Source organism: Bradyrhizobium sp. RD5-C2, assembly GCF_019972155.1.
Lineage (GTDB): Bacteria > Pseudomonadota > Alphaproteobacteria > Rhizobiales > Xanthobacteraceae > Bradyrhizobium.
This window is the reverse complement of sequence record NZ_BOVL01000020.1, coordinates 108,782-131,005: the sequence shown is the minus strand read 5'-3', so window position 1 is coordinate 131,005 and position 22,224 is coordinate 108,782. Positions and strand designations below refer to the sequence as shown.

Genomic DNA, 22,224 nt, shown 5'->3' with positions numbered 1-22,224 from the left:
GTTAGCCAATGAACGAAGTCTGGAAGAAGCCGCCGGTGTCGCTGGAAACCTACCAGGGCATGGTCGGCAAGGAGATCGGCGTGTCCTCATGGCACCTGCTGGATCAGGGCCGCATCGACACCTATGCCGACGTGATCGAGGATCACCAGTTCATCCACGTCGATCCCGAGCGCGCCAAGAAGGAGACCGCGTTCGGCACCACCATCGCCCACGGCTTCCTCACGATGTCGCTGCTGTCGATCATGTCCTACGAGGTGATGCCGGTGCTCGAGGGCACAGCTATGGGCGTCAATTACGGCTTCGACAAGCTGCGCTTCATCTCGCCGGTGCGCTCGGGCAAGCGCGTCCGCGGCCGCTTCGTGCTGGCGGAAGCCACGCTGCGCAAGCCGAAGGAACTGCTGTCGCGCACCAATGTCACGGTCGAGATCGAGGGCGAGGAGAAGCCCGCGCTGGTCGCCGACTGGCTCGGCCTGATCTACTTCAGCTAAGGGATGGTTGAGTAGCTCCACCTTTCGCGCAAGCGGGAGTGGTGGAGCGAGCCCGTCGCAACCCCCTTTCAGAGGCGGTGAGTTGCTCGCCTGATCCACATAGCGCATTGACGGCTTTGATCCCTGGTGTCCATCATGCCTCCGTTGAGGCGGTGCGGTCCCGGGAGTGGCAGCCATGGTGCAGAACATCGTCGCCGGACTTGTCGTGGTCGGTTTGATTTTGATTGGCTCGCTGAGCTACGCCCAGGAGCATCACGAGTGCTGGAGCGGGCACCTGCTCAAAAGCCTGAAACCCTGCGGATCGATGACCCCTTCCGTCTAGCGCGCCCGGTGGCCGGCTTGGGTCTGGCCTTCTTTGGTCTTGGCCGGGCTTGACCCGGCCATGCATCGCTGCTCAAAAGTCCCCAACCTTTTCATGCCGTTCGAGCACTCACCCTCTCCCCTTGTGGGAGAGAGTGGCGCAGTCGAGCGGAGCGAGATGGAGCCGGGTGAGGGGTCTCTCTCCGCGTGCTCATCCATGGAGAGAACCCCTCATCCGGCGCGCTGGCGCGCGCCACCTTCTCCCACAAGGGGAGAAGGGTAGTCAGAGCAGGAACGACAGGCATGGCAATCAGGTTTGACGGACGCGTCGCTATCGTCACCGGCGCGGGCAATGGTCTTGGGCGGGCGCACGCGCTGGGGCTCGCCAGCCGCGGCGCCAAGGTCGTGGTCAACGATTTTGGTGGCGCGCGCGACGGCACCGGTGGCTCGCTGTCGCCGGCCGAGACCGTGGTCGAGGAGATCCGCAAGGCCGGCGGCACCGCGATGGCCGACGGCGCCGACGTCTCGAACTTCGAGCAAGTCACCGCGATGGTCGAGCGCGCCACCAAGGAGTGGGGCAGCGTCGACCTGCTCTGCGCCAATGCCGGCATCCTGCGCGACAAGTCGTTCACCAAGCTCGAGGTCGCCGACTGGGCCAAGGTGCTCGACGTGCATCTCACCGGCACCTTCTATTGCTGCAAGGCGGTGTGGGCCGGCATGCGCGAGCGCAACTATGGCCGCATCGTGCTGACGACCTCCTCGTCCGGCCTGTTCGGCAATTTCGGCCAGGCCAATTACGGCGCGGCGAAGGCCGGCATGGTCGGCCTGATGAACGTGCTCGCCGAAGAGGGCCGCAAGAACAACATCAAGGTCAACACCGTCTCGCCGACGGCTGCGACCCGGATGACCGAGGAACTGCTGCCGCCGCAGGCGCTGCAACTGATGAAGCCGGAAGCGATCACGCCCGCGGTCGAATTCCTGCTCTCGGAGGACGCGCCGACCCGCACCATCATGGGCGCCGGTGCCGGCTCGTTCGCTGTCATCCGCGTGCTGGAGACCGAAGGCGTCAACCTGCCGCAATCCGAATGGACGCCCGACGGCGTTGCCGCGCACTTCAACGCGATCAGCGACATGTCGACCGCGAAGGCGCTGCAGGGCGCGTTCGAGCAGACACAGAAATACGTCGCCCAGGCCGCTGCGCGGGCCGGGATCAAGCTCTGAGCATGAGTGTCGCCGTCATCGGAGCCGGTCCCGCCGGCCTGATGGCGGCGGAAACCCTTGCGGCCGGCGGTGCACAGGTCACCGTCTACGACGCGATGCCGTCGGCCGGGCGCAAGTTCCTGATGGCCGGGCGCGGTGGCCTTAATCTCACGCACAGCGAGCCGTTGCCGGATTTCCTTGCGCGCTATCGCGAGGCGATGCCGCGCCTGAAGGCCGCGGTCGAGGTGTTTCCGCCTGATGCCTTGCGCGCCTGGAGCGCCGTGCTGGGGCAGCCCACCTTCATCGGCACCAGCGGCCGCGTGTTTCCAAAAGTGTTCAAGGCATCTCCGTTGCTGCGTGCCTGGCTGCGGCGGCTCGATGCCGCGGGCGTTGCGTTTGCATTCCGGCATCGCTGGATTGGGTGGGACGAGAGCGGCGGATTGTTGTTTGCAACGCCGGATGGTCCGCTCGTGGTCAATGCCGATGCGTCGGTGCTTGCGCTCGGCGGCGCGAGCTGGCCGCGGCTTGGCTCCGACGGGACGTGGACGGTGACCATCGCAGCGAAGGGCATCGCCGTCGCACCGATGCGGCCGGCCAATTCCGGCTTCACGGTCGCGTGGTCGGATGTCTTCCGTGATCGCTTCGAAGGGCAGCCGCTGAAGGGCATCGCATTGACGATTGGTCCGCACACGGTGCGCGGCGAGGCCGTCGTCACCCGCACGGGCATCGAAGGCGGCGCCATCTACGCGCTGTCCGCGGAATTGCGTGAGGCGGTGCTGGGTATCGGGCAGGCGACGCTGACGATCGCGCTGCGGCCCGACCTCGACGCCGCCGCGCTGACCACCCGCCTGTCCGGGACGCGCGGCAAGCAGTCGCTCGCGAATTTCCTGCGCAAGGCGGCGCAACTCTCTCCCGTCGGCATCGGCCTGATGCAGGAGGCCGCGATTGCGTCTGGCCGGCCACTGGCATCGTTCTCGCCGGCGGAGCTCGCGCAGCTGATCAACGCGATTCCGGTTCAGCTCACGGGCATCGCGCAGATCGATCGGGCGATCTCGAGCGCCGGCGGGATCGTCTTCAGCGAGCTGGACGCGCATTTCATGCTGCGTCGGCTGCCCGGCGTTTTCGCCGCTGGCGAAATGCTCGACTGGGAAGCACCGACCGGCGGCTACCTGTTGCAGGCGTCGTTCGCAACGGGCGCCGCAGCGGGGAAGGGCGCGTTACGTTACGTCGGCATCGCGTAGCCCGCCGCCGCCCTTCGAGGCCTCCGCTGCGCTACGGCTCCTCAGGGTGACGGCTTCGAGAGAGCTCTTGTCTTCGAGAGAGCGTCATCCTGAGGTGCTCGCGAAGCGAGCCTCGAAGGATGCGCGGGGGCCCCACGCATCGGAGCCGGACAACTCATTCCGATCCCGTCTTCGTCGCAATGTCGGTGATGAACCCGAGCACACCGAACGTCGCAGCCACCGCGCAGACCGCCGTCCATCCACCAAAACTCCACGCCGCGGACGCCGCCGCCGCACCGACCGCGCCGCCGATGAAGAACAGCGCCACGAACAGGCCGTTGATCCGGCCGCGCGCCTCCGGCTGCAACAGATTGACGGCGCGGCGGCCGAGCGTCTGGTCGGTGGTGATGCCGAAATCGAGCAGCACGGCGCCGACGCCAAGCAGCGAAAGGGCAACGATCCGCGACTCGATCATGCCGGCCCAGGCGCATAGCACGAGCGCGCCGGCGATGAGGAGGTGCGAGACGATCAGCAACGGCCGCGCGAAACCTCGGTCGCCCCAACGGCCGGCGATCGGAGTCGCCGCCGCGCCCGCAACGCCGATCAGCGCGAACAGCGCGATCCCCTTGGCATCGAGCTTGAACGGCGCTTCCGGCAGCCGCAGCGCGACAGCCGCCCAGAACGCGGTGAACGATGCCATCACCAGCGCCGCGGTCCAGGAGCGAACGCGCAGCACCGGCTCCTCGCGCAGCAATCTCGGGAATGAACGCAGCAGCGCGCCGTAGCTGACCTTCGCCGCAGGCTGCAGCGTCGGCAGATAACGCGCCAGCGCGCAACCGAGCACGGTCATCAGCACGGCCGAAGTGAGGTAGTAGCCGCGCCAGTTCCAGCTGTCCGCGATCAGGCTCGCCAGCGGCCGCGACAGCAGGATGCCGATCATCAAGCCGCTCATGACATCGCCGATCGCCTGTCCGCGGCGCTCCGGCGGCACCATCGAGGCGACCAGCGGCACCACCATCTGGATCGCGGCGCAGGAGGCGCCGAGGATGAAGGTGGCGGCCAGCAAGATCAGCGGCGTCGGCGCCATCGCGGTACCGATAGCGGCGACGATGGCGCAGGCGAGGGTCCGCAGGATCAGCCGCTTGTTCTCGACCAGATCGACCAGCGGCACCAGCAGCAACAGCCCGAGTGCGTAGCCGAGCAGGGTCAGCGTCGAGATCAGGCCGGCCTGCAGCGCGGTCATGTCGAGCGATCGACTCATCAGCCCGACCAGGATCTGCGGCGCGAATAAGTTCGTGACGACGGTGCCGGTGGTGATGGCGCCGATCCAGATCAAGGGACGCACTGAGACGGCGTGCGCCGGGGAGAGCTTGGTGGCTTCGGAAATCGTCATGGGACCTCGCGATGGAGTGGCGAGATCCCTTTAGGGGATCGGGACAATATGCTACAATTCAAATAAGATGATGAAGAATATGCGAGATTGTTATGAACACCCATGACCTTGTGGCGTTTGTCGCCGTGGTGGAGACCGGATCGATCGTCGCGGCCTCGGCGCGGCTGAACCTGACCCAGCCCGGCGTGACGCGGCGGATCCAGAATCTCGAGGAGATGCTCGGCGCGCAGCTGCTCGACCGGCTGTCGAAGCCGCTGAAGCCGACGGCTGCGGGGATCGAGGCCTATGAGCAGGGGCGCCGCGTGCTGCGCATGCTCGACGATCTCAAGTCAGGCGTCGCCAATGACGGCGTGGTGCGCGGCGAGTTCAGGCTCGGCTTGACGCCGTTCCTGTCGGAGGCGGGGCTCACTGGTCCGCTCGATGCGGTGCGCGGCGAGTTCCCTGCGCTCGCGCTGCGCGTCGTCTCGGGCTGGTCGCCCAATCACATGGAGCGGGTCAGCCGCAACGAACTCGACGCCGCGGCGATCTGCCTGCCCGATGGCACCGCGCCGCCAGACGATCTCGAGGCCTCCGATCTCGGCGCGCAGCCGGTGGTGTTCGTGGTCGCGCGCGAGATGAAGACGCCGAAATTCGTCGACCTCGAATGGCTGTCGCGCACCGGGTGGGTGATCAACCAGGACGGCTGCGGCTTCCGCCAGACGCTGAAGCGCCATTTCGACGCGGCGCATCTGCCGTTCAACATCGCGGTCGAGGCGCTCGACAGCGAACTACGCCTGTCACTGGTGGCGCGCGGCCTCGGCATCGGTCTCGTCACGCCGGTGGCACTGAAGCGAAGTCCGATCCGCAGTCGGCTCAAGACCGTGAAGATCGCGGATTTCAATCCGGCTGTGCGCGCCTGGATCGTGCATCGTCCGCCCGCCGGCCGCCTGGCGCGACCGATCGAGGTGTTTCGCGATGCGCTGGACCGCGAGCTGCAGGCGCTGATCCGCGGGTAGATTCGTAGGGCGGGTAGAGCGACGCCCGCCGTCGCACTTCGAGGCCTCCGCTGCGCTACGGCATCTTAGTGTGACGGCTTCGAGAGAGCGATCTCTCCTGTAGAGAGAGCGTCGTCCTGAGGTGCGAGCCTTGCGGCGCAATTGCGTCGCTGGGCGAGCCTCGAAGGATGCGCGGGCGCTCAGATCAGCGCAGCTTGCCGCGCGCCGTTACCGGCAGCGCGCCGATGATCTCGTCGCCGCGCACCATCACGACCTCGTCCATCATGTTGACGACGACACAGACGTGATTGGGCACGATCCGCACGACGTCGCCGACGTTGGGCCGCGTGTTGCTGCGGGACAAGTCGAGGAAGCCGTGCTCTTCGGCGAAGCGTGCGATCTTGGCCTCGGGATGTTCGAGGATCAGGCCGTGGCCTTCGAGGCCGCCGGTGTCCGAGGTCAGCGTCTTGGAGCCGGCATCGAGGATGCCGCGCTCGGGGCCGGCGCGGCTGACGACGGTGGAATAGATATGCAGCGCGCAGTCGTCCCAGGAGGCAACGCCGGCCGCGACCTGCATGCGGTCGTTGTAGATGTAGGTGCCGAAGCGGTGCTCGGTGCCGCCCTTCAGTTTGCCGAGATTGACGAGGTTCGGCGTGCCGCCGGTCGAGACGATGGTCGCATCGAGGCCGTGGGCGCGCACGCCGGCCAGCGCCTCGTCGTAGAATTTCTGCGCATCCGCCCAGCCGGTCTCGGTCGGATACAGCATGAAGCCCGCGAAGCTCAGGCCCTTCGAAGCTGCGATCTCGCGCGCCAGCGCGATCGCCTCGGCCGGGGTCTCGACGCCGGCGCGCTTGCGCCCGGTGTCGCATTCGACCACGACCGACAGCGGACGCCCCGAGGCGGCTGCTGCCTTCGGCAGATCGCCGATCACGACTGAATTGTCGGCCGCGACGGTGACGTTGGCCTTGCCTTGCAGCGCGCCGAGCCGCGCCATCTTCTCGTCGCCGAGCAGATTGTAGCTGATCAGGATGTCGTCGATGCCGCTGTCGGCCATGATCTCGGCCTCGCCGAGCTTCTGGCAGGTGATGCCCTTGGCGCCGGCCTTGATCTGCAGCTGTGCCAGCATCGGGTTCTTGTGCGTCTTGATATGCGGCCGGTTGGCGACACCGGCCTCGTCGCAGGCCTTCTGGATGCGCGCGATGTTGCGCTCAACCCGGTCCATGTCGATCACGGCGCAGGGCGTGCCGTACTCCTTGGCGATCTTGGCGGCGAGGGGCGTGGTCATCGGGTCAACTCCGGTTCAGCGTTCTGTCATTGCGAGGAGCGCAGCGACGAAGCAATCCATCTCTCCGCAAGCGGCGAAATGGATTGCTTCGCTTCGCTCGCAATGACGGCAGGAATCATCATGCTCATGCCTGCTCGATCTCTTCGCGGAGCACTTCGAGCTCGAGCCAGCGGTCCTCGGCGGCGGCAAGCTCGTCTTGCGCCTTGGCGATCGCCGCTGAAGCTGCATCGAATTTTTTGCGATCCTTCGCATAGAGGTCGGGATCGTCGAGCAGCTTCTGCTGCTTTGCGATCTCGGCGTGCAGTTTGTCGATGGTCTTCGGCAATGTCTCCAGCGCGTGCTTCTCGTTGAAGCTCAGTCGTCGCCTCGGTGCCGCTTCGGGTGCGGCGGCCCTGGCTTCCTTTTTCTCCTCGATGGCGGCGTCTGCCTTCACCGTCTCGCGCTTCACGTCGGCGCCGCGCTGCGCCAGCATGTCGGAGTAGCCGCCGGCATATTCGATCCAGCGGCCCTGGCCTTCGGGCACGATCACCGACGTCACCACGCGGTCGAGGAAGTCGCGGTCGTGGCTGATCAGGATCACGGTGCCTTCGTAGTCGCCGAGCATGTCCTCGAGCACGTCGAGGGTTTCGAGATCGAGGTCGTTGGTCGGCTCGTCCAGGATCAGCAAGTTCGACGGCTTGGCGAGCGCGCGCGCGAGCATCAGGCGGCCGCGCTCGCCGCCGGACAACGCCTCCAGCGGCGTGCCGCGCTGCTCCTGCGCGAACAGGAAATCCTTCATGTAGCCGATCACGTGCTTTGACTTGTCGCCGACCATCACGTGATCGCCGCGGCCGCCCGTCAAAGCCTCGGCCAAGGTCAGCTTCGGATCGAGGCTTTCGCGATGCTGGTCGAGCGTTGCCATCTCGATATTGGCCCCGAGCCGCACCGAACCGGAGTCGGGCGGATCGTTGCCGATCAAGAGATGCACGAGTGTGGTCTTGCCGGCGCCGTTCGGGCCGACGATGCCGACGCGGTCGCCGCGCTGGATCCGGGTCGAGAAGGTATCGACGATCGTGCGCTCGCCATAGGCCTTGGTGATGGTCTTCGCCTCGATCACGAGGCGGCCGGATTTCTCGGCCTCGGCGGCGGCGAGCGTGGCATTGCCGGTGGCGCCGCGGTAGTCGCGGCGCTGGTCGCGCAGCGCAAAGAGATTGCCGAGCCGCTTGACGTTGCGCTTGCGGCGGCCGGAGACGCCGTAGCGCAGCCAGTGTTCTTCGTTGACGATCTTGCGGTCGAGCTTGTGTTGCTCGCGCTCTTCCTCGGCCAGCACCTCGTCGCGCCACGCTTCGAAGGCGCCAAAGCCGCGTTCGATCTGCCGGATCTGGCCGCGGTCGAGCCACGCGGTGGTGCGCGACAGATTGGTGAGGAAGCGGCGGTCGTGGCTGATCAGCACCAGCGCGCAGCGCCGGCTCTCCAATTCGCCTTCGAGCCATTCTATGGTCGGCAAATCGAGATGGTTGGTCGGCTCGTCCAGCAGCAGGATATCGGGCGAGGGCGCCAGCACGCGTGCCAGCGCCGCGCGGCGCGCCTCGCCGCCAGAGACGTGCGCCGGATCCTCCTCGCCGCTGAGGCCGAGCTGTTCGAGCAGATAGCGCGCCTGGTAATGGTCGTCGCCGGGACCAAGCCCGGCCTCGACATAGGCCAGCGTCGTCTTGTGGTCGCCGAAATCCGGCTCCTGCGGCAGATAGCGGATGGTGGCGCCGGGCTGCACGAAACGGCTGCCCCCATCAGGCTCGACCAGGCCGGCCGCGATGCGTAGCAGCGTCGACTTGCCTGAGCCGTTGCGGCCGATCAGGCAGACGCGTTCGCCCGCGGAGACCGACAGTTCGACGCCTGACAGCAGCGGCGTGCCGCCGAAAGTGAGGCGGATGTCCTTGAGCTGGATGAGCGGTGGAGCCATCGCGCTAATCCCCGTTTGCCGGCGCCTGCTCGGCGCGGCGGCGCTGGATGCGGCGAATGGTCTGGTCGAGTGTCGACAGGAAGGTCGAGCGGTCGCGCGGCGAGTATGATTTCGGCCCACCGGTGATTTCGCCGGACGAGCGCAGGTCGGTCATCAAATTGCGCACCGCAAGCGTCATGCCGATCGATTGTTCGGTGAACGGCTTGCCGTTCGGCGCGATCACGTCGGCGCCGGCCTTGACGCAGCGGCTCGCCAGCGGAATGTCCGCTGTGATCACGACGTCGCCCTCATGCGCGCGTTCCGCGATCCAGTCGTCGGCGGCATCCATCGCGGCGCCGGCGGCGATGCGCTCGATCAGCGGATCCTGCGGCACGCGGATGAAATTGCCCGCGACCACGCTGACGGGCACGCCGAGCCGGATCGCGACGCGATAGATTTCGTCCTTCACCGGGCAGGCGTCGGCGTCGACATAGATGCGAGTTTGGGCAGGGGTTTCAGTCATCGATTCATTGGTTGGCGGGTGCGGCCTGCGTGTACTCCATGGTGCGGAAAATTGCGAGCAAAACGAGAGGCTTGCCATGCTTCTTTGTTCGACTACCATTGTCACCAGAAAAACAACGGAAATAAGGGAAAACCCCATGTCTTCAGGCGCCATGCAGACCTACCGTGTCTCGGCCTACAACACCTCGAAACTGTCGGAGAACAAGATCCACGACGACACGGTGGCGCGGAAGTTCGGCTTTTCCGGCGGGCTGGTGCCCGGCGTCGACGTGATGGCCTACATGATGCATCTGCCGGTCGAGAAGTGGGGTCGCGATTTCCTCGAACGCGGCCTGATCGACGCCCGCTTCGTCAAGCCGGTCTATGACGGTGAGATCGCGGAATTGACCGGTCGGGAAAGCGGCAATGGGCTCACGATCGAGCTCCATAGCCGCGGCGAGCTCTGCGCCACCGGCACCGCGTCGCTGCCGGCCTCTGCGCCGAAATTTGTGCTCGACGACTACAAGCAGGTCCCCGCCGTCGCCGAGCGCAAGCCGGTGAGCGCGTCGTCCTATGAAGAGGGCAAGTGGCTCGGCGTGATCCCGCGCGACTGGTCCGGCGATGCCGCCAAGGAATATCTCGCCGATATCCGCGAGACCGACCCGATCTACTTGCGCGAAGGTCTCGGCCATCCCGGCCTGCTGCCGCGGATGATGAACAAGGTGCTGGTCGACAACGCGATCCTCGGACCCTGGATCCATGTCGGCACCCGCATGCAGCTATTGTCGGCCGGCAAGATCGGCGACGAGCTGACCGCGCGCGCCAAGGTCACCGGCAATTACGACAAGAAGGGCCACCGCTTCGTCGAGCTCGACGCGCTGGTGCTCGGCAATGGCGTGCCGCTCGGGCATTGCTGGCACATCGCGATCACCCAACCGCGCGAGCAGGCGGCGGCGTAGATGTCGGTCATCATTGACTATTATCTGTCGCTCAACTCGCCTTGGACGTTTATGGGCAGCGCACCGTTTGCCGAGATCGCGCGACGCCATGGCGCGACCGTTAACGCCAAGCCCTGCAAGTTCGGTCCGATCTTCGAGCAGACCGGTGGCCTGCCGCTGCCAAAGCGCTCGCCGCAACGGCAAGCCTACCGGCTGGTCGAGCTGAGGCGTTGGCGCGAGGTGAGGGGCATTCCGCTCAACATCGAGCCCAAGCATTTTCCGAGCGATGACCTTGCGGCGGTGCGTCTCGTCATTGCTGCTGCCCTGCAGGGCAAGGACGCCCATCGCCTTTCGCTGGAGTTCGGCCGCGCCATCTGGGAGCGCGAGGAGGCGCTCTCCGACGCCGATGTCATGTCGGCTGCCGCGCAACGCGCCGGCCTGGACACTGCGGCCTTGCGCGCAGGCGCTCCGTCAGATGCCGAGCTCGACCGGCTCTATGAGCAGAACACCCAGGATGCGCTGAAAGCCGGCGTGTTCGGCGCGCCGAGCTACGTGCTGCCGTCCGGCGAGATTTTCTGGGGGCAGGACCGTCTGGAGTTTCTGGATCGCGCACTGAAGACGTTAGCTTGATCGGACCTGAACGGGCGGCGGCGCAGGCAGGCGCAAGAACGCCGAGCACCAACGGATGTCATACCCCGCGCATGCGGGGGATCCAGTACGCCGCGGTCGCTCGGCTCAAGAACTGCTGTCTCTGGAATACTGGATCGCCCGCTTTCGCGGGCGATGACAGTGGTGTTTGCGGCGGCGGGCAATACGCCCTTACGCCGCCTTCGCCTTGGCGTCCTGGATCGCGCGCCAGACGCGTTCGGGCGTCAGCGGCATGTTGATGTGCTTGATGCCGTACTCCGACAGCGCGTCCACCACGGCGTTGACGATGCAGACCAGGCTGCCGGCGCAGCCGGCTTCGCCGCAGCCCTTGGTGCCGAGCGGATTGGATTTCGCCGGCGAGGGATGATCGCCGACCAGCATCGACGGCACGTCACCGGCGCGTGGCAGCGCGTAGTCCATGAACGAACCGGTGATCGGCTGTCCTGAGCCGTCGTAACTGACTTCCTCCATCAGCGCCTGCCCGATGCCCTGCGCCACGCCGCCGTGGAGCTGGCCGGCGACGATCATCGGGTTGACCACGGTGCCGAAATCGTTGACCGCCGAGTAGCGCACGATCCGCGTCACCCCGGTGTCGGGATCGATCTCGACCTCGGCGACGTGGCAGCCGTTCGGGAAGGTCGACGCCGTCTCCTTGGTGGCATGATCGACGTCGAGCGTCTCCGGCGTGCCGTCAGGCATCTTGCTGTCGCGCATCCGCTCGGCGAGCTCCATGATGCCGATTGAGCGGTCGGTGCCGGCGATGGTGAAGCGGCCCTGGCCGAATTCGATGTCGGCCTCGGAGGCCTCCAGCACGTGCGCGGCGGCCTTCTTGCCCTTCTCGACCACCAGTGCGGACGCCTCGACGATCGCCTGTCCGGTCGCGGTGATCGAGCGCGATCCGCCGGTGCCGTTGCCGAAGCGCACCAGATCGCTGTCGCCCTGTTCGAGCGTGATCTTCTCGAAGGGAACGCCGAGCTGCTCGGACAGCACCTGCGCGAACGGCGTGGCGTGGCCCTGGCCGTAATCGAGCGTGCCGGTGGTGAGACTCACCGAGCCGTCGGGCTCGAAGGTGATCTTGCCGAGCTCGCCGCTCGGCGGCGCGGTGACCTCGAGATAGGAGCCGACGGCGATGCCGCGCAGCTTGCCGCTCTTTTTGCTCTCCTTCTTGCGCTTGGCGAAGTTCTCGTAGTCGGAGATCTCCAGCGCCTTCTGGAACACGCCGGCGAAATCGCCGCTGTCATAGGTGACGCCGGAGGCCGCCGGGAACGGCAGCTCCGACGGCTTGATGAAGTTGCGCTTGCGCAGCGTGAAGCGGTTGATGCCCATCTCGTCGGCGGCGGCATCGATCAGCCGCTCCATGTAGTAATTGGCCTCGGGCCGGCCGGCGCCGCGATAGGCGCCCATCAGCGTAGTGTTGGTCACGACCGTCTTGATGTCGATGCCGAGCAGCGGCGTGCGATAGACGCTGGCGAGGTTCTTGCCGGTGTTGAGTGACAGCGGACCCGGCGCGACGCCGGTGATGTAGGCGCCGAGATTGCCGTAGCCGGAGAGCCGCACCGCGAGGAACTTGCCGTCGGCATCGAGCGCGAGCTCGGCATGGATCAGCTGCGCACGGCCCTGGCTGTCGGACAGGAAGCTGGTCGAGCGCTCGTCCAGCCACTTCACCGGACGGCCGAGCTGGCGCGCCGCATGCGCGATGCAGGTGTATTCGGGATAGTTGAGGTTCTTCATCCCGAACGAGCCGCCGACATTACCGGTGAGGATGCGGACCTTGTCGGCGGGCACATTGAGCAGCCGCGCCAGGATCGCCTTGTTGCCGGAGACGCCCTGGGTCGGCACCTGCAGCGTGAAGCGTTCGGTCTTCTTGTCGTAATGCGCGAGCGCGACGCGCGGCTCCATCGAGACCACGGCGACGCGAGTGTTGACGATGTCGAGTTTTGTGACATGCGCGGCGGCGGCGAACGCCGCCTCGATCCTGGCGGTGTCGCCATAATGATAATCGAGCGCGACGTTATCGGCGATGTTGTCATAGAGCTGCGGCGCGCCGGGCTTGGCCGCTTCGGCCGCGTCCGTCACCGCCGGCAGCGGTTCGATGTCGACCTCGACGGCCTCCGCAGCGTCGCGGGCCTGCGCCGCGGTCTCCGCCACCACGAACGCGACGGGATCGCCGACGAAGCGCACCTTGTCGGTCACCAGCGCGGGGCGGTTGGTCTGCTTGAGCGGTGAGCCGTCGCGGTTCTTCAGCGGCAGGCCGCAGGTGAAGGGGTTGTAGCCCGCGGCCGCAAGGTCGGCGCCGGTCCAGACGCCGAGCACGCCCGGCATCGCCTTGGCGGCTTCCGTGTCGATCCCCTTGATGATGCCATGGGCATGGGAGGAGCGGACCATCCAGCAATAGGCCTGGCCGGGAAGGGAGAAATCGTCGGTGTATTTGCCCTTGCCGCGCACCAGGGTGTCGTCCTCCTTTCGTCGAACGGGCTGTCCGACACCGTATTTTTGCAGTGCGATAGCGTTTTCGAGAGAGGCGGGCGGCGTGTGATCTTGCATCGAAAATGACCTGAAATGCCCGGATTTGCTGGAGTTTGGGGGCGAAGACGAGATAACGCACGCCCCCCTTAACGACAACGCCCGATTGGGCATGGACCCAATGTGAACGGAGTTTGCGCAGGGCTTTGACGCTGCTAAAGTTTCCGTGAGCGGACAATTATTCGGCAGGCCCCGAGAATCCCCCTGGATTGCCCTTGGGGTCCTGCGGAAAGACAGTGTTTTGATGAATGACTATGTGCGGCTTTGTGACGGCCCTCCGGCCGGCGAAGCCCCGTCAGGGCTGATTGCGGCAGCCGCGGAAAGCGGTGTCTACGCCGCGCTCGACCTCGGCACCAATAATTGCCGGCTGTTGATCGCCTGTCCCACCGGCGACGGGTTCCGCGTGGTCGACTCGTTCTCGCGGATCATCCGGCTCGGCGAGGGCATCGCCGCGACCGGCTCGATCAGCGAGGCTGCGATCGAGCGGGCGATTGCCGCGCTCGCCATTTGCAGCGACAAGATCCGCTATCGCAAGGCCCGCCGGCTGCGGCTGATCGCCACCGAGGCCTGCCGCGCCGCCGGCAATGCCGAAAGCTTTCGCGCGCGCGTCGCGGCCGAGACCGGCATCGAGCTCGAGGTGATCGATCGCGAGACCGAGGCGACGCTCGCCGTGATCGGCTGCTCGCCGCTGCTCGATCCGAAGGGGCGGGGCGCCATCCTGTTCGACATCGGCGGCGGCTCGACCGAGCTGGTGCGGATCGAGCGCGATCCCGACGCGCGCGATGCGCCGCCGCGCATCAAGGCGTGGATGTCGATCCCGCTCGGCGTCGTCACGCTGGCCGAACATTTCGGCGGCAAGAACGTCACCAGGGACATGTATGCGCGCATGATCGATGAGGTCGCTCGCCACGTCGCGCCGTTCGCGGCCGAGCACGGCCGCGATCTCCGCGACATGCACATGCTCGGCACCTCGGGCACCGTGACCACGCTCGCCGGCGTGTTCCTCAATCTGTCGCGCTACGATCGGCGCCGCATCGACGGCATCTGGATGAACGATGGCGATGTCACCGCGACGATCCAGAAGCTGCTCGGCATGAGCTACGAGGCGCGCGTCAACAACAACTGCATCAGCGTCGAGCGGGCCGACCTCGTGCTCGCCGGCTGCGCGATCCTCGACGCGATCCGCAACGCGTTCCCGATGCCACGGCTGCGCGTCGCCGATCGCGGCCTGCGTGAGGGCATGCTGGTCGAGATGATGCGCGAGGACGGCGCACTTCGGGCGTGCTAGAGCTTCCTTAGCATCGCCCCGCTTGCGGGGAGAGGCCGGATTGCATGTCAATGCAATCCGGGTGAGGGGGACTCTCCACGAAAGCATCTCTCACCTTCATTGCGGAAGCAGCCCCTCACCCCAACCCTCTCCCCGCAAGAGCGGGGCGAGGGAGAAGAGAAAATGGAATGGCGAAAGACACCACCGGGCGGCTGCACGTCACGGTCAAGAGCGGCGGCAAGCGAAAGCTGTCGTCAAAACTCTGGCTCGAGCGCCAGCTCAACGATCCCTACGTCGCCAAGGCCAAGGCGTTGGGCTATCGCTCGCGCGCGGCGTTCAAGCTGCTCGAGATCGACGACAAATATCGCCTGCTCAAGCCGGGCATGACCGTCGTCGACCTTGGCGCTGCGCCCGGCGGCTGGAGCCAGATCGCGGCCAAGCGCACCGGTGCCGCCGACGGCAAGGGCAAGGTGGTCGCGATCGATCTCCTGGAGATGGGCGAGATCCCCGGCGTGACCTTCGCGCAGCTCGACTTCCTCGACCATGACGCGCCCGAGAAGCTGATCGCGATGATGGGCGGCCGCGCCGATTTCGTGATGTCCGACATGGCCGCCAACACCACCGGCCACCGCAAGACCGATCAGCTGCGCATCATCGGGCTGGTCGAGACCGCCGCGCATTTTGCCGGCGAGGTGCTCAATCCCGGCGGCACGTTCCTGGCAAAAGTGCTCCAGAGCGGCGCCGACGCCGAGCTGGTGACACAGCTGAAGCGCGATTTTGCCAGCGTGCGTCACGTCAAGCCGTCCGCCAGCCGGCAGGATTCCTCCGAGCGCTACGTGCTGGCGACGGGGTTTCGGGGACAGCAGCAGCCGTCATTGCGAGGAGCGTAGCGACGAAGCAATCTATCGTTCCGCAGACGCGGAGGCATGGATTGCTTCGCTTCGCTCGCAATGACGGGACTGAACCTACCCCAGCCGCTGATCCCGCGCGTTCTGCGTGTCCTCGGTCGCTGCCTTGACGGCGTCAGTGGCGGCGCGCTTCTCGGCACCCTTGCGGCTCGAGATGTCGATCGCCTTGCGGCCGGCGATTTCGTTGCCGGCATCAACCGGCATTTGCCAGAAGAACCAGGCGGACGCTGCCGAGATCAGCGACACCACGATGAACGCCGGTCCGAACACGTCGGCGGACAGCTCGGTCTGGTGATGCAGCGCCAGCGTGGTCTCGACCGAGAACGCACCGACGGCGACGCCCGCGGACACCGCGAGCTGCTGGTTGACGCTGACGAGGGTAGTGGCGCGGCTCATCTGCGGCGCCTCGACCTCGGCGTAGGCCACGGTGTTGATCGCGGTGAATTGCAGCGAGCGGAAGAAACCACCGACCACCAGGATGGTGAAGATCAGCATCAGCGGCGTCGAGATCGTGAACAGGGCGCAGGCGGCGAGGAAGGCCGAGCTGACCACCGCATTCGCCGTCATCATGTTGCGGAAGCCGAAGGCCTTGATGATGCGTGCCGCCAGCGTCTTCATGCCCATGGCGCCGACCGCCGAGGCAAAGGTGACAAGACCAGACTGGAACGGCGACAGGCCGAAGCCGACCTGCATCAGCAGCGGCAGCAGGAACGGCAGCGCGCCGATGCCGAGCCGGAATAGGAAGCCGCCGACGATCGAGGCCCGCATGGTCGGCAGCCGCAGCAGCCCGAAATCGAGCACCGGCGAACCGGTGCGCCGGGCGTGGATGAGGTAGAGCGTCATCGACACCGTGCCGACCCCGACCAGGCCGGCGACGATCGGCCACGGCAACAGATTGAGGCCTGCGACCGACAGCCCGAAGGCGATGCCGGCGAGCCCGATGCCGGCGAGCACCAGGCCCACCAGGTCGAAACGTTCAGGGTCCTCGCTCTTGATCGGGTCGATATATTTCAGCGCCAGGAAGATGCCGAGCAGCCCGATCGGGATGTTGATCAGGAAGATCCAGTGCCAGGAGAAATAGGTGGTGATGAAGCCGCCGAGCGGCGGCCCGATCACCGGGCCGATCAGCGCCGGCACCGTCACCCAGGCCATCGCGTTGACCAGCGCACTCTTGTCGACCGAGCGCAGCAGCACTAGCCGCCCGACCGGGGTCATCATCGCTCCGCCGAGGCCCTGCAGGATGCGAGCGAACACGAAATCGGTCACCGAGGAGGACAGCGCGCAGCCGATCGAGCCCAGCATGAACACGGCGACGGCGGCGGCAAACACGATGCGGGCGCCGAAGCGGTCCGCGGTCCAGCCACTGGCCGGGATGAACACCGCGAGCGACAGCAGATAGGACGTGATCGCAAGCTTCAGCGTCAGGGGGCTGGTGCCGATATCGGCGGCGATCGCCGGCAGCGAGGTCGCAATCACCGTCGAGTCCATGTTTTCCATGAACAGGGCGGTAGCGACGATGAGCGGGATCAGGCGTTGTTTGTTTATCAAAATAGGACAGCCGTGCTGAAAAAGGCGGGCGAGGGGGCCATATCATCCTGCCCCGGACCACGCTATTGCGGAACCGGGCAAACGCCCTAAATCCTGCGTGACGCTGCTATGCATCCGCCAGCGCCTGAGGTGTGCCGTGATCTACGTCCTTGCCGCTCTGCTGCCGCCGATCGGGCTGCTCCTGAACGGACAGCCGTTTTCGGCTATCTTCAATCTGGTCCTGATCGTGTTTTGCGCGATTTTCGGCCTGTTTTTCCACGTTTTGCTGCTGGTGCCGTCGGCCCATGCGGTCATTGCGGTCCACATGAAGCGCGAGGACCGGCGCCACCGCGAGGTGGTCGAGGCGATCCGCCGGCACGGGCCGCCGCAGGGATATCGCTAAGCGGGCTGCAGGGTCCCCTGAACCGGCCCGTAAAAAGCCTGTGCATGGCTGGCAAACACTTTGATTCGTCATGCCGCCATGCTATCGACCAGCGTCAACCCCACCGATGGGCGCCGATTCGACGGTGACGCAGCGAGCGTCGCCGCAGGTAGCGTTCATCCGTAAGACCCTCGCGGCTGCGGCCGCAGATAAGGAGTTGGCAATGGCCACGGGATTTCAGGCTATCCGCGAAGCCTACACGTTCGACGATGTGCTTCTGAAGCCCGGTCTGTCCGACGTTCTTCCCTCGGAAGTCGATATTCGCTCGCGGGTCACCCGCGCGATCCAACTCAACATCCCGATCATGGCGTCCGCGATGGACACCGTCACTGAGGCACGGATGGCGATCGCCATGGCGCAGGCTGGCGGCCTCGGCGTCATCCACCGCAATTTCGACCCCGAAGGTCAGGCTGCTCAGGTGCGGCAGGTCAAGAAATTCGAGTCCGGCATGGTGGTGAACCCGCTGACCATCGGTCCCGACGCCACGCTGGCCGACGCGCTGGCGCTGATGAAGGATCACGGCATCTCCGGCATCCCGGTCGTAACAGGTGCGGGCAAGAACGTGCCGGGCAAGCTGGTCGGCATTCTGACCAACCGCGACGTGCGCTTCGCAACCGATCCGCGACAAAAGGTTTCGGAGCTGATGACGCACCAAAACCTCGTCACGGTGCGCGAGGGTGTCAGCCAGGACGAGGCGAAGCGGATGCTGCACCAGCATCGCATCGAAAAGCTGCTCGTCGTCGACGACCAATATCGCTGCGTCGGCCTGATCACCGTGAAGGACATGGAAAAGGCGGTCGCCCATCCGCTGGCCTGCAAGGATGCGCAGGGCCGGCTTCGCGTCGCCGCCGCCACCACGGTCGGCGAGACCGGCTATGAGCGCACCGAGCGGCTGATCGATGCCGGCGTCGACGTCGTCGTGGTCGACACCGCCCACGGTCACTCGCGGCACGTGCTCAACGCCGTCAACCGCATCAAGCGGCTCTCCAACGCCGTGCAGGTCGTGGCCGGCAACGTCGCGACCGAGGGCGGCGCGCAGGCGCTGATCGATGCGGGCGCCGACTGCATCAAGGTCGGCATCGGCCCGGGCTCGATCTGCACCACGCGCATCGTCGCCGGCGTCGGCGTGCCGCAGCTCACCGCGATCATGGATGCGGTGGCGGCGGCGAAGAAGGCCGACGTGCCCGTGATCGCCGACGGCGGCATCAAATATTCCGGCGACCTCGCCAAAGCGCTCGCCGCCGGCGCCGACATCGCGATGGTCGGCTCGCTGCTCGCCGGCACCGACGAGACGCCCGGCGAAGTGTTCCTGTGGCAGGGCCGCTCCTACAAGGCCTATCGCGGCATGGGCTCGGTCGGTGCAATGGCGCGGGGCTCGGCCGACCGCTACTTCCAGCAGGACATCAAGGACACGCTGAAGCTCGTGCCGGAGGGCATCGAGGGCCAGGTGCCGTACAAGGGCCCGGTCGGCAACGTGATGCACCAGCTCGCAGGCGGTCTCAGGGCAGCGATGGGTTATGTCGGTGCGAAGGACATCAAGGATTTCCACGACAAGGCCGAGTTCGTCCGCATCACCGGCGCCGGCCTGCGCGAGAGCCATGTCCACGACGTGACGATCACGCGCGAAGCCCCGAACTATCCGGGCGGGGTGTAATTCCACCGACGTCATTCCGGGATGGTCCGAAGGACCAGACCCGGAATCTCGAGATTCCGGGTTCGATCCTATCGGATCGCCCCGGAATGACGACGCTAGCGGTTAGCTGCGTCTCGAAATGATGCCCGTCATTTCAAACAACATTTCAAACAAGCGCGTGCGAAAGAGCAAATCCATCTCCCTTGCGGGGAGCTGGATTGCATGACTACGTGTGCGCCACGAACCAATCAGCCCAAGAGGAAATCAGCATGTCCCAAGGAAAGCGCATCGTTCTTGCCTCGCGCCCGCATGGCGAGCCCACGCCGGCCAATTTCAGGCTCGAGGATTACACGCCGCCGACACCGGGCGCGGGCGAAGTGCTGCTGCGCACCATCTGGCTGTCGCTCGATCCCTATATGCGCGGCCGCATGGCCGACGGTCCGTCCTATGCTGCACCGGTGCCGGTCGGCGGGGTGATGGAAGGCGGTACGGTGAGCGAGGTGGTCGCGTCCAACAATCCGGCCTTTGCCAAGGGCGACATCGTGCTGTCGCGTGCGGGCTGGCAGACGCATGTGCTGTCCGACGGCAAGGGCCTCGCCAAGATCGATCCGAAGATCGCGCCGATCTCGACCGCGGTCGGTGTGCTCGGCATGCCCGGCATGACCGCCTATACGGGCCTGCTCGAGATCGGCAAGCCGCAGGCGGGCGAGACGGTGGTGGTCGCGGCCGCGTCCGGCGCTGTCGGCTCGGCGGTCGGGCAGATCGCCAAGATCAAGGGCGCGCGGGCGATCGGCATCGCCGGCGGCAAGGACAAATGCGCCTACGTCAAGAACGAGCTCGGCTTCGACGAGTGCCTCGACCATCGCGATCCCAATCTTGCGGCGAAGCTCAAGGAAGCCTGCCCGAAGGGCATCGACGTCTATTTCGAGAATGTCGGCGGCGCGGTGTTCGACGCGGTGTTTCCGCTGCTCAATGCGTTCGCGCGCATTCCGGTCTGCGGCCTGATCGCGCATTACAACGACACCGAGGCGCATGCGCCGAAATGGGCTGGTGCGATGATGCGCAACATCCTGACCAAGCGGCTGACCTTCCGCGGCTTCATCGTCAGCGACTTCGCCGCCATGCACGGCGACTTCCTGCGCGACATGTCGCAGTGGGTGCGCGAGGGCAAGGTCAAGTACAAGGAGTTCGTGACCGAGGGCCTGGACAGCGCGCCGGAGGCCTTCATGGGCCTGCTCAAGGGCGCCAATTTCGGCAAGCAGCTGGTCCGGATCGGGCCGGACAAGGCCTGAGCGATAGCGTTTTCGAGCGAAGCCCGTCCCGGGCCTGATCCGGGATGGGCACCGGTTCGGATGAAGAAAGAGCGTCAAAACGGGACATTTCAGCTCCCATTCCGCGCAACAAAGTAGCAAAAGCGCCACAATGGCGGGCTCTTGGGGGCTTTTCGGCCCCCATTTGCTTGACGGGGAACCCGGCGCAGTTGATTCAATATGGCTATATTTCAGGTGTAGCCATGATTTTTGAAGCTATTGTTTTCGGGGTCATTCTCCTCGCCGTCGGCTATTGGCTGACGATGTTCGTCATGGGCCGCCGCGACGACGTCCTGCATGGGAAATTTGTCGAGGACGAGCCGGCCGCCGAGCCGATCCGCCCCACGCTGCGCATGCAGCCCGCGCCGGCGGCGCAGCAGCCGAACAAGGACTCGCTGCAGGCGCTGCTCACCGTCATCAAGCAGGATCTGCACGACGCGGCGCGGAGCTGAGACGGCTTACGCCGGTTGCTTGCCGAGCAGCATGTCCAGGTCGACATCGACCTGTCCCTTGGCCCTGATGTGGCGCACTTCAAAACTGTCCGGCTGGAAGCGGTACTCGACCAGGCCGGTTTCCTTGACGCCGATCACTTCCTGTCGCGCATCTGAAATGATGAAGCCGGCCGAGGGCGCCCAGATCTGCCTGACTCGCTCGAACGTGTAGTCGCGGCGCTGGTGCACATGGCCGCTGCCGACCAGGCGCCAATCGACCTTGCCGAACATCTCGATCAGACGGCGGCGCGCCGGCTGCGGCACGTAGCGGATCGCGGTCTCGGCGCGTTCGGCATCGTAGGGCACGTCGAGATACAGCGGCTTGTGCAGGAACAGCGCGACCGGCCTGCCGACCGCCTTGTCGAGCGTTGTGGCGAGCCAGTCGAACTGCGCGGCCTCGCTGTCGAGGCCGGTGTTCATGATCAGCGAATTGAGGCCGATGAAGCGCCAGCCGGCGGCGTCGAAATGCCAGCGGTCCTCGCCGAGCACCGAGGTGAAGGCGCGGCGCGTTGCTTCGGTCGGCAGTTGCGCCGGCACCGGGCCGACCGCGGTCGGATTGTCGCCGATGTCGTGATTGCCCGGCAGATAGAGGCAATCGACCGGCAGCGCGCTGTGCAGTTCCTTGGCGAACACCAGATCGTCGCGGCTGGTCGGCCCATCGAACGCGACGTCGCCGGAGTTGAGCACGAGATCGGGACGCGTCGCGTCGATGTGCTCGCTGACGCGATGAAAGTTGTCGACGAGCGGCTTGAAGCGGCGCGCGAGGTGGGTGTCGGAGATTTGGGTCAGGCGAAACTGGGGCATGCATCGATCCTTTCGGCCGAATTATAGCGTCGGCGCAAAGTCGGAACGATGACGATTTCAGTGTGTTCTTCGCTGCTCTGTTTGATGCGTTGTTTGATGTCTTGTTTGATGCGGCGGCGCAGGCCGCTAGATCGCAAGCTGCTTATCCGAGGGGATGGGCAGGGCAGGCGGAGCGACGCGGCCTCCGAGCAGCCCCGTGTTCGGCGGGATTGTTCCCGTCACGGCCGGCGATGCGTTGAGCCCGAGATAGGTGAGCGCATCGTGCCCGATGTCGTAGGCCGCATAGCCGAGCAGGCCGAGCACCAGCGCCGTGGCGAGGCTGTGCCTGACGATGTCGTGCGTCGAGCGATAGCCGCTGCGGAAGTAAGCCGAGAGCAGGATTGCGACCAACAGCGCGGCGGCGACGCCGGCAAGCCCCGACAGCACCATGCCGAGCCCGCCATCCGCGGCGTCG

Annotated in this window: 20 protein-coding genes and 1 pseudogene; 13 read left to right on the top strand and 8 right to left on the bottom strand. The window is 65.8% G+C overall.

Annotated elements, in window-relative coordinates; all coding sequences use genetic code 11:
- Window positions 1–8: 8 nt before the first annotated feature.
- The 4 genes from BraRD5C2_RS25550 to BraRD5C2_RS25535 all read left to right on the top strand — a co-directional run bounded on the left by BraRD5C2_RS25550 (window position 9) and on the right by BraRD5C2_RS25535 (window position 3,229).
- Window positions 9–488, top strand: coding sequence for a MaoC family dehydratase (locus BraRD5C2_RS25550; protein WP_163162560.1), 480 nt, complete (start codon window positions 9–11; stop codon window positions 486–488).
- Window positions 489–663: 175 nt separating this feature from the next.
- Window positions 664–810 carry a hypothetical protein gene (locus tag BraRD5C2_RS25545; RefSeq protein ID WP_223972942.1) on the top strand — a complete coding sequence of 49 codons (147 nt, stop codon included), beginning with the start codon at window positions 664–666 and terminating at the stop codon, window positions 808–810.
- A gap of 281 nt (window positions 811–1,091) precedes the next feature.
- Window positions 1,092–2,009 (top strand): SDR family NAD(P)-dependent oxidoreductase, encoded by a 918-nt coding sequence (locus BraRD5C2_RS25540; protein WP_223972940.1) that lies wholly within the window; start codon window positions 1,092–1,094, stop codon window positions 2,007–2,009.
- A 2-nt stretch (window positions 2,010–2,011) separates the two neighbouring features.
- Entirely contained in the window at window positions 2,012–3,229 is a 1,218-nt protein-coding gene (locus tag BraRD5C2_RS25535) for a BaiN/RdsA family NAD(P)/FAD-dependent oxidoreductase (RefSeq protein WP_223972932.1), read from the top strand.
- Between the two features lie 154 nt (window positions 3,230–3,383).
- Here BraRD5C2_RS25535 and BraRD5C2_RS25530 read toward each other — a convergent pair whose 3' ends face one another.
- Window positions 3,384–4,601: an MFS transporter gene (locus tag BraRD5C2_RS25530; protein ID WP_223972930.1), complete on the bottom strand. Its 1,218-nt coding sequence runs from the start codon at window positions 4,599–4,601 to the stop codon at window positions 3,384–3,386.
- 92 nt (window positions 4,602–4,693) lie between these two features.
- Between BraRD5C2_RS25530 and BraRD5C2_RS25525 the strand changes: the two genes are divergently transcribed.
- Window positions 4,694–5,596 (top strand): LysR family transcriptional regulator, encoded by a 903-nt coding sequence (locus BraRD5C2_RS25525; RefSeq protein WP_223972928.1) that lies wholly within the window; start codon window positions 4,694–4,696, stop codon window positions 5,594–5,596.
- Window positions 5,597–5,780: 184 nt separating this feature from the next.
- Here the strand turns inward: BraRD5C2_RS25525 and BraRD5C2_RS25520 are convergent, their stop codons facing one another.
- The 3 genes from BraRD5C2_RS25520 to BraRD5C2_RS25510 form a co-directional block, all read right to left on the bottom strand.
- A complete protein-coding gene (locus BraRD5C2_RS25520) occupies window positions 5,781–6,860 on the bottom strand; it encodes a D-TA family PLP-dependent enzyme (RefSeq protein ID WP_223972926.1) in 1,080 nt (359 codons plus the stop codon).
- A 124-nt stretch (window positions 6,861–6,984) separates the two neighbouring features.
- On the bottom strand, window positions 6,985–8,799 hold the full coding sequence (locus BraRD5C2_RS25515; protein WP_223972925.1) for an ABC-F family ATP-binding cassette domain-containing protein: 1,815 nt from the start codon (window positions 8,797–8,799) through the stop codon (window positions 6,985–6,987).
- 4 nt (window positions 8,800–8,803) lie between these two features.
- Window positions 8,804–9,301: a YaiI/YqxD family protein gene (locus BraRD5C2_RS25510; protein WP_223972923.1), complete on the bottom strand. Its 498-nt coding sequence runs from the start codon at window positions 9,299–9,301 to the stop codon at window positions 8,804–8,806.
- A gap of 136 nt (window positions 9,302–9,437) precedes the next feature.
- Here BraRD5C2_RS25510 and BraRD5C2_RS25505 point away from each other — a divergent pair, with 136 nt between their 5' ends.
- Both BraRD5C2_RS25505 and BraRD5C2_RS25500 read left to right on the top strand, forming a co-directional pair.
- A complete protein-coding gene (locus tag BraRD5C2_RS25505; protein ID WP_223972921.1) occupies window positions 9,438–10,238 on the top strand; it encodes a hotdog family protein in 801 nt (266 codons plus the stop codon).
- Window positions 10,239–10,847: a 2-hydroxychromene-2-carboxylate isomerase gene (locus tag BraRD5C2_RS25500; RefSeq protein WP_223972913.1), complete on the top strand. Its 609-nt coding sequence runs from the start codon at window positions 10,239–10,241 to the stop codon at window positions 10,845–10,847.
- Window positions 10,848–11,036: 189 nt separating this feature from the next.
- Here the strand turns inward: BraRD5C2_RS25500 and BraRD5C2_RS25495 are convergent, their stop codons facing one another.
- Window positions 11,037–13,409 carry a xanthine dehydrogenase family protein molybdopterin-binding subunit gene (locus BraRD5C2_RS25495; protein ID WP_223972911.1) on the bottom strand — a complete coding sequence of 791 codons (2,373 nt, stop codon included), beginning with the start codon at window positions 13,407–13,409 and terminating at the stop codon, window positions 11,037–11,039.
- A 223-nt stretch (window positions 13,410–13,632) separates the two neighbouring features.
- Between BraRD5C2_RS25495 and BraRD5C2_RS25490 the strand changes: the two genes are divergently transcribed.
- Together BraRD5C2_RS25490 and BraRD5C2_RS25485 are read left to right on the top strand one after the other, a co-directional pair.
- Complete coding sequence (locus BraRD5C2_RS25490; RefSeq protein ID WP_223972909.1) at window positions 13,633–14,676, top strand: Ppx/GppA phosphatase family protein; 1,044 nt, start codon at window positions 13,633–13,635, stop codon at window positions 14,674–14,676.
- A gap of 167 nt (window positions 14,677–14,843) precedes the next feature.
- Entirely contained in the window at window positions 14,844–15,545 is a 702-nt protein-coding gene (locus BraRD5C2_RS25485; protein ID WP_223972907.1) for an RlmE family RNA methyltransferase, read from the top strand.
- 75 nt (window positions 15,546–15,620) lie between these two features.
- Here BraRD5C2_RS25485 and BraRD5C2_RS25480 read toward each other — a convergent pair whose 3' ends face one another.
- Window positions 15,621–17,111: an MFS transporter gene (locus tag BraRD5C2_RS25480; protein WP_223972905.1), complete on the bottom strand. Its 1,491-nt coding sequence runs from the start codon at window positions 17,109–17,111 to the stop codon at window positions 15,621–15,623.
- A gap of 136 nt (window positions 17,112–17,247) precedes the next feature.
- Between BraRD5C2_RS25480 and BraRD5C2_RS25475 the strand changes: the two genes are divergently transcribed.
- The 4 genes from BraRD5C2_RS25475 (at window position 17,248) to BraRD5C2_RS39555 (ending at window position 20,927) form a co-directional block, all read left to right on the top strand.
- Window positions 17,248–17,493, top strand: coding sequence for a hypothetical protein (locus BraRD5C2_RS25475; RefSeq protein WP_092125564.1), 246 nt, complete (start codon window positions 17,248–17,250; stop codon window positions 17,491–17,493).
- Window positions 17,494–17,695: 202 nt separating this feature from the next.
- Window positions 17,696–19,186 (top strand): IMP dehydrogenase, encoded by a 1,491-nt coding sequence (guaB, locus tag BraRD5C2_RS25470; RefSeq protein ID WP_223972903.1) that lies wholly within the window; start codon window positions 17,696–17,698, stop codon window positions 19,184–19,186.
- A gap of 248 nt (window positions 19,187–19,434) precedes the next feature.
- Window positions 19,435–20,457, top strand: a complete 1,023-nt coding sequence (locus tag BraRD5C2_RS25465) for an NADP-dependent oxidoreductase (protein WP_223972901.1) — start codon at window positions 19,435–19,437, stop codon at window positions 20,455–20,457.
- 44 nt (window positions 20,458–20,501) lie between these two features.
- Window positions 20,502–20,927: a hypothetical protein gene (locus BraRD5C2_RS39555; protein ID WP_308444452.1), complete on the top strand. Its 426-nt coding sequence runs from the start codon at window positions 20,502–20,504 to the stop codon at window positions 20,925–20,927.
- Window positions 20,928–20,933: 6 nt separating this feature from the next.
- Here the strand turns inward: BraRD5C2_RS39555 and BraRD5C2_RS25455 are convergent, their stop codons facing one another.
- The gene (locus BraRD5C2_RS25455) at window positions 20,934–21,770 is read right to left on the bottom strand and encodes a metallophosphoesterase family protein (protein WP_223972899.1); all 837 of its coding nucleotides are present in this window, start codon (window positions 21,768–21,770) and stop codon (window positions 20,934–20,936) included.
- Window positions 21,771–21,896: 126 nt separating this feature from the next.
- Window positions 21,897–22,224, bottom strand: a pseudogene (locus BraRD5C2_RS25450) (hypothetical protein); the annotation flags it as partial.